This is a genomic window from Paludibacterium sp. (assembly GCF_019232825.1).
GTDB lineage: Bacteria > Pseudomonadota > Gammaproteobacteria > Burkholderiales > Chromobacteriaceae > Paludibacterium.
Window position 1 is genome coordinate 1 of sequence record NZ_JAFAND010000105.1, and the last position, 4,669, is coordinate 4,669.

General features: G+C 60.6%; 6 protein-coding genes. All 6 read left to right on the forward strand.

Features of this window, described 5'->3' with window-relative positions:
- Nucleotides 1–471 (forward strand): SLBB domain-containing protein (locus JOZ06_RS13675; RefSeq protein ID WP_293233344.1); only part of this gene is annotated, 471 nt, incomplete at its 5' end.
- A gap of 10 nt (nucleotides 472–481) precedes the next feature.
- Entirely contained in the window at nucleotides 482–1,915 is a 1,434-nt protein-coding gene (gene epsF, locus JOZ06_RS13680) for a chain length determinant protein EpsF (RefSeq protein ID WP_293233346.1), read from the forward strand.
- A gap of 44 nt (nucleotides 1,916–1,959) precedes the next feature.
- Nucleotides 1,960–2,808 carry a polysaccharide biosynthesis tyrosine autokinase gene (locus JOZ06_RS13685; RefSeq protein ID WP_293233348.1) on the forward strand — a complete coding sequence of 283 codons (849 nt, stop codon included), beginning with the start codon at nucleotides 1,960–1,962 and terminating at the stop codon, nucleotides 2,806–2,808.
- A 4-nt stretch (nucleotides 2,809–2,812) separates the two neighbouring features.
- On the forward strand, nucleotides 2,813–3,724 hold the full coding sequence (xrtB, locus tag JOZ06_RS13690; RefSeq protein WP_293233350.1) for an exosortase B: 912 nt from the start codon (nucleotides 2,813–2,815) through the stop codon (nucleotides 3,722–3,724).
- A gap of 8 nt (nucleotides 3,725–3,732) precedes the next feature.
- Complete coding sequence (epsI, locus tag JOZ06_RS13695) at nucleotides 3,733–4,425, forward strand: exosortase-associated protein EpsI, B-type (RefSeq protein WP_293233352.1); 693 nt, start codon at nucleotides 3,733–3,735, stop codon at nucleotides 4,423–4,425.
- 67 nt (nucleotides 4,426–4,492) lie between these two features.
- Nucleotides 4,493–4,669: GDP-mannose 4,6-dehydratase (locus JOZ06_RS13700; RefSeq protein WP_293233354.1), on the forward strand; the 177-nt coding region annotated here is incomplete at its 3' end.

Here is a 4,669-nt window from a genome sequence, read left to right on the forward strand (position 1 = left end):
CGCCATGTCAACAGGCCGGGACGCTATCCGCTGGAATCCGGCGGCATGCACCTGACCGACCTGCTGTCCATGGCTGGCGGCGTCGATGCCGGCGGTGGTGAAGTGCTGGTGCTGACCGGCACGCGCAGCGGCCAGGCCTATCGTGCGGAAATCAATCTGCCGAAGATCTTTGCTCCGGGCGGGCGTGAGCAGGACGTCGAGGTGATGAATGGCGATGTGTTGTGGGTCGACCGCGCGCCCATCGTCTACATCTACGGCGAAGTGCAACGCCCCGGCGGCAGCCGGCTCGAACGCGACATGACCCTGATGCAGGCCCTGGCTGCAGGCGGCGGGACCACGCTGCGCGGTACCAAGAAGGGCATCCAGGTGCATCGCAAGAATGCCCAGGGCAAGGTGGAGGTGCTGGAGCCGGCCATGGACGAAATCTTGAAAGATGGCGACGTGGTGTACGTCAAGGAAAGTATTTTCTAAGGACCTGACGGTGACGATTTATCAGCTTTTCTCGATCTTGCTGGCCCGTTGGAAGATTGCCTTGTCCACCTTCGTGGCGGTCGTGGTGCTGGGCGTGGGCGTGACTTTGCTGCTGCCCAAGCAGTACACGGCCGTGGCGTCGGTGGTGGCGGACGCCAAGCCGGACCCGGTTTCCGCCCTGATGTATCAGAGTGGCGCCACCTCCGCTTTCATGGCCACGCAGGTGGATGTGATCAAGAGCGACCGCGTTGCGCAAAAGGTGGTGCGCAACCTGAAGCTGGCTGAAAATCCTGCGATCCGGTCGCAGTGGATGGAGGCGACTAAAGGTGAAGGCGATATTGTCAATTGGTTGAGCGAGGGCTTCCAGCGCAATATGGAGGTCAGGCCTTCGCACGAATCCAACGTGATCGAGGTGACCTACAAGGCTGCGGACCCGCGATTTGCCGCTGGCCTGGCCAATGCGTTTGTGCAGGCCTATATCGAGACGACGCTCGAACTGAAGGTCGACCCCGCACGCCAATATTCGTCATTTTTCGAAACTCGCGCCAAGGATGCGCGTGACGTGCTGGAAAAGGCGCAGGCTCGGCTGTCGGCTTTTCAAATGGACAAAGGCATCATCGCCAGCGATGAGCGGCTTGATGTTGAAAATGCCAGGCTGAATGAATTGTCTTCGCAACTGGTGGCGATTCAAGGTTTGTCGGCGGACTCGGGCAGCCGCCAGATCCAAGCCAACAGCGGGGCCGGCGACCGGATTCAGGAGGTTTTGAACAACCCCTTGATCAGCGGCCTGAAATCCGATTTGTCGCGAGCCGAGGTCAAGTTGCAGGAGTTGAGCGCCCGCCTGGGCGACAACCATCCGCAAGTGCTGGAGACCAAGGCCAATATCGCCGAACTCAAGATCAAGGTCGATGCGGAAACCAAGCGTGTCACGAGCGGGGTCGGGGTCACGAACACCATCAACCGCCAGCGCGAAGCGGAAGTTCGTGCGTCGTTGGAAGCGCAGCGTGCCAAGGTCTTGCGCATGAAAGCCACCCGTGATGAGGGCTCGGTTTTGTTGCGCGATGTCGAAAATGCGCAAAAAGCCTATGACGTGATCCAGTCCCGCTTGAACCAAAGCAGCCTGGAAAGCCAGACCACCTTGAGCAATGTGAACGTGCTCACGCAAGCGGTGGCGCCGCTGAGGCCTTCATCGCCCAAGCTGATGCTGAACGGCTTGATCTCGGTCTTTTTGGGCACCTTGCTGGCCATCGCGCTGAGCTTGGGCGCCGAGCTGTTGGACCGTCGGGTCCGGGTTCAGCAAGATTTGGTGCAAACCTTGGGCCTGCCCATCATTGGCGTGATGCCCAGGCCTGTGAGCGCGGGACAGCATCGTGGACTGAAAGGCTTGCTGCTCAAGCAGGGATTCGCAAATCGCTTGATCGCGTACAAGAAGGGTGCAGCTTGATGTCCAGTTCAGTCACGTCCGTATCCGCGTCTGAGTCTGGCCAGGTGCAGGGAGCAGAAGTCAAAGACCAATCGATTGGCGCCATCATCAGCGCCAGCCGGAATCTCTCGGCCGAGCAGGTCGAGAAGATCCTCGCCTACCAGCGCAGCCAAGGCGTCCGCTTTGGCGAGGCCGCCGTCAGCCTGGGCTTCGCGTCGACCGACGACGTCTTGTTTGCCTTGTCGCAGCAATTCCATTACCCCTATGCGCCGGTAGAGCACGCCAGGATCAACCCGGAGCTGGTGACCTTGACGCATCCGTTTTCGCCCCAGGCCGAGGCGTTCCGCGCAACGCGAAGCCAACTGATGATGCGTTTCTATAACGGCACGGAGCCCCAGGCCTTGGCGGTGGTGAGCCCGGCATCCGGCGATGGCAAGACCTACTTCTGCGCCAATCTGGCAGTCTCGTTGGCTCAATTGGGCGGGCGCACCTTGCTGGTCGACGCCGATTTGCGCGGGCCCCGTCAGCACGAGTTGTTCGGGCTGAACAACAGCGAAGGCCTGTCGGCGGTGTTGTCTGGCCGTGCAACAGGGCAGGTGATCCAGCAGATTGCAACCGTCCCCAGCCTGTTCGTGATGCCAGTGGGCGTCACCCCGCCCAATCCGCTCGAGCTGGTCGAGCGTCCCGCCTTTGGTTTGCTGATGCGTGAGTTCCTGACCAAATTTGACCACGTGATCGTCGACACACCGGCGGCCAGCTTCGGTGCCGACAGTCACGTGGTGGCTGCTCGCTGCGGCGCCGCGCTGGTGATTGCCCGCCGGAACGAAACGCGCGTGGCGGCCCTGCAGGAACTGGTCGCGACGTTTGAGCAAAGTCCGGCCAAGTTGCTGGGTGTCATCGTGAACGAGTTTTGAGCGAATGATCGGCCATTCCGTGCACACAGCCCCTGAAGCGTCGAGCCCGGTTCGTCAACCACGTACTGACGACGGCTCGTGGCGGATGGCCGCGCCGGTTCTGGTCTTGCTGGCAGGATGGCTGGCCATGTTCGGCCCCAGCTACTACAGTCTGTCGCAAACCATCTGGAGCAGCGACGAGCAGGGCCATGGCCCGATCATTCTGGGGGTGAGCTTTTGGCTGCTTTACCAGAAGCGAATGGCATTCGCCGCCCTGCCACGTCGATCGATGTTGCTGCTGCCGGGCATGCTGATGTTCGTCGGGGTGGTGGCATGTGCGGTCGGGCGCTCTCAATCGATCTGGATGCTTGAAATCGGCGCCCAGATCCTGGTGCTGTCCTCGCTCCTGCTGTTCTATTTCGGCTTTGCGGGCGTGAAACTGGCCTGGTTTCCGCTGCTCTTCATGATTTTCATGATCCCCTGGCCGGGGGACTGGGTGTCCGTCGTGACGTCGCCGCTCAAATCTGCGGTGTCCGCGGTGGCGTCCAACATGCTGTACCAGTTGGGGTATCCGGTGGGTCGGTCCGGAGTGATCCTGACAGTGGGTCCGTACCAGTTGCTGGTCGCGGATGCCTGCGCGGGCTTGAACTCCATGTTCACCCTGGAGGCCTTGGGCTTGCTTTACATGAACATCATGCGTTACACCTCGGTGGCACGCAATGCGTGCCTGGCGCTCCTGATCGTGCCCATCTCCTTCACGGCCAACGTGGTCCGGGTCATGATCCTGGTATTGGTGACTTATCATTTTGGCGATGCCGCCGGCCAAGGCTTCGTGCATGGATTTGCCGGCATGGTTCTGTTCACGGTGGCCTTGTTGCTGATTCTGGGCGTCGACAAGCTGGTCGGACTGTTCGTTCCGGCGGAGCGGTCCCCATGACGAGTGCCATGAAGACGGATTGGGTCAAGACCATTGTGCTGGCGCTGGTCATGGCGGGGGCCAGTCTGCTGGCCCTGGCGATCACGCCGCGCCATTTCTTGGCAGACATCCAGTCGCGGGAGCACTTGGCGGAGCTGCTCCCCGACTCATTTGGTGATTGGACCGTCGATACGTCCATCATTCCCATTCCTCCCAGCCCGGATCTCCAGAAGGTGCTTGACGCCACCTACGATGAAACCGTGGCGCTGACCTATCGCAATGGGCGTGGCGAGCGCATCATGTTGTCGCTCGCTTATGCTCGCAACCAGCACAAGGGCATGATCACGCACCGGCCCGAGATCTGCTACCCGGCGCAAGGCTTCAAGCTGGTCGCGGGGGTTGAAAATGCTGACCTGAAAATCCTCGGTGGGCAGGATCTGCCGGTCAAGCACCTGGTCGCGGCCATGGGCCCTCGCAATGAGCCGATCACGTACTGGGTGATGGTTGGCGACGAAATGACGGAATTCGGCTACCCCCACCGCTGGGTCGCGATTCGTTATGGCTTGAAGGGCGTGGTACCCGATGGCGTGCTGGTCCGGGTGTCGTCAATCACCGGCGACAATACGGCTGGTTTTGCCTTGCAGGATCGCTTCATTCAAGACCTGCTGAAGGCGATTCCGGCGAGCCGGCGGCATCGATTGATTGGTGCTTCGTACTCTTGAATTTATTCTGGATCCAGGTCCAATCCGGACTTGATCCAGGCCTCCAAACAAGCTGTGAGTTGATTGCATGAAAAAGACAGCCCTCATCACCGGCGTGACCGGCCAGGACGGCGCCTATCTGGCGGAGTTGTTGTTGTCCAAGGGCTACGAGGTGCACGGCATCAAGCGCCGCGCCTCGCTGTTCAACACCGACCGTGTGGACCACCTGTACCAGGACCCCCATGTCGACAACCAGCGCTTCAAG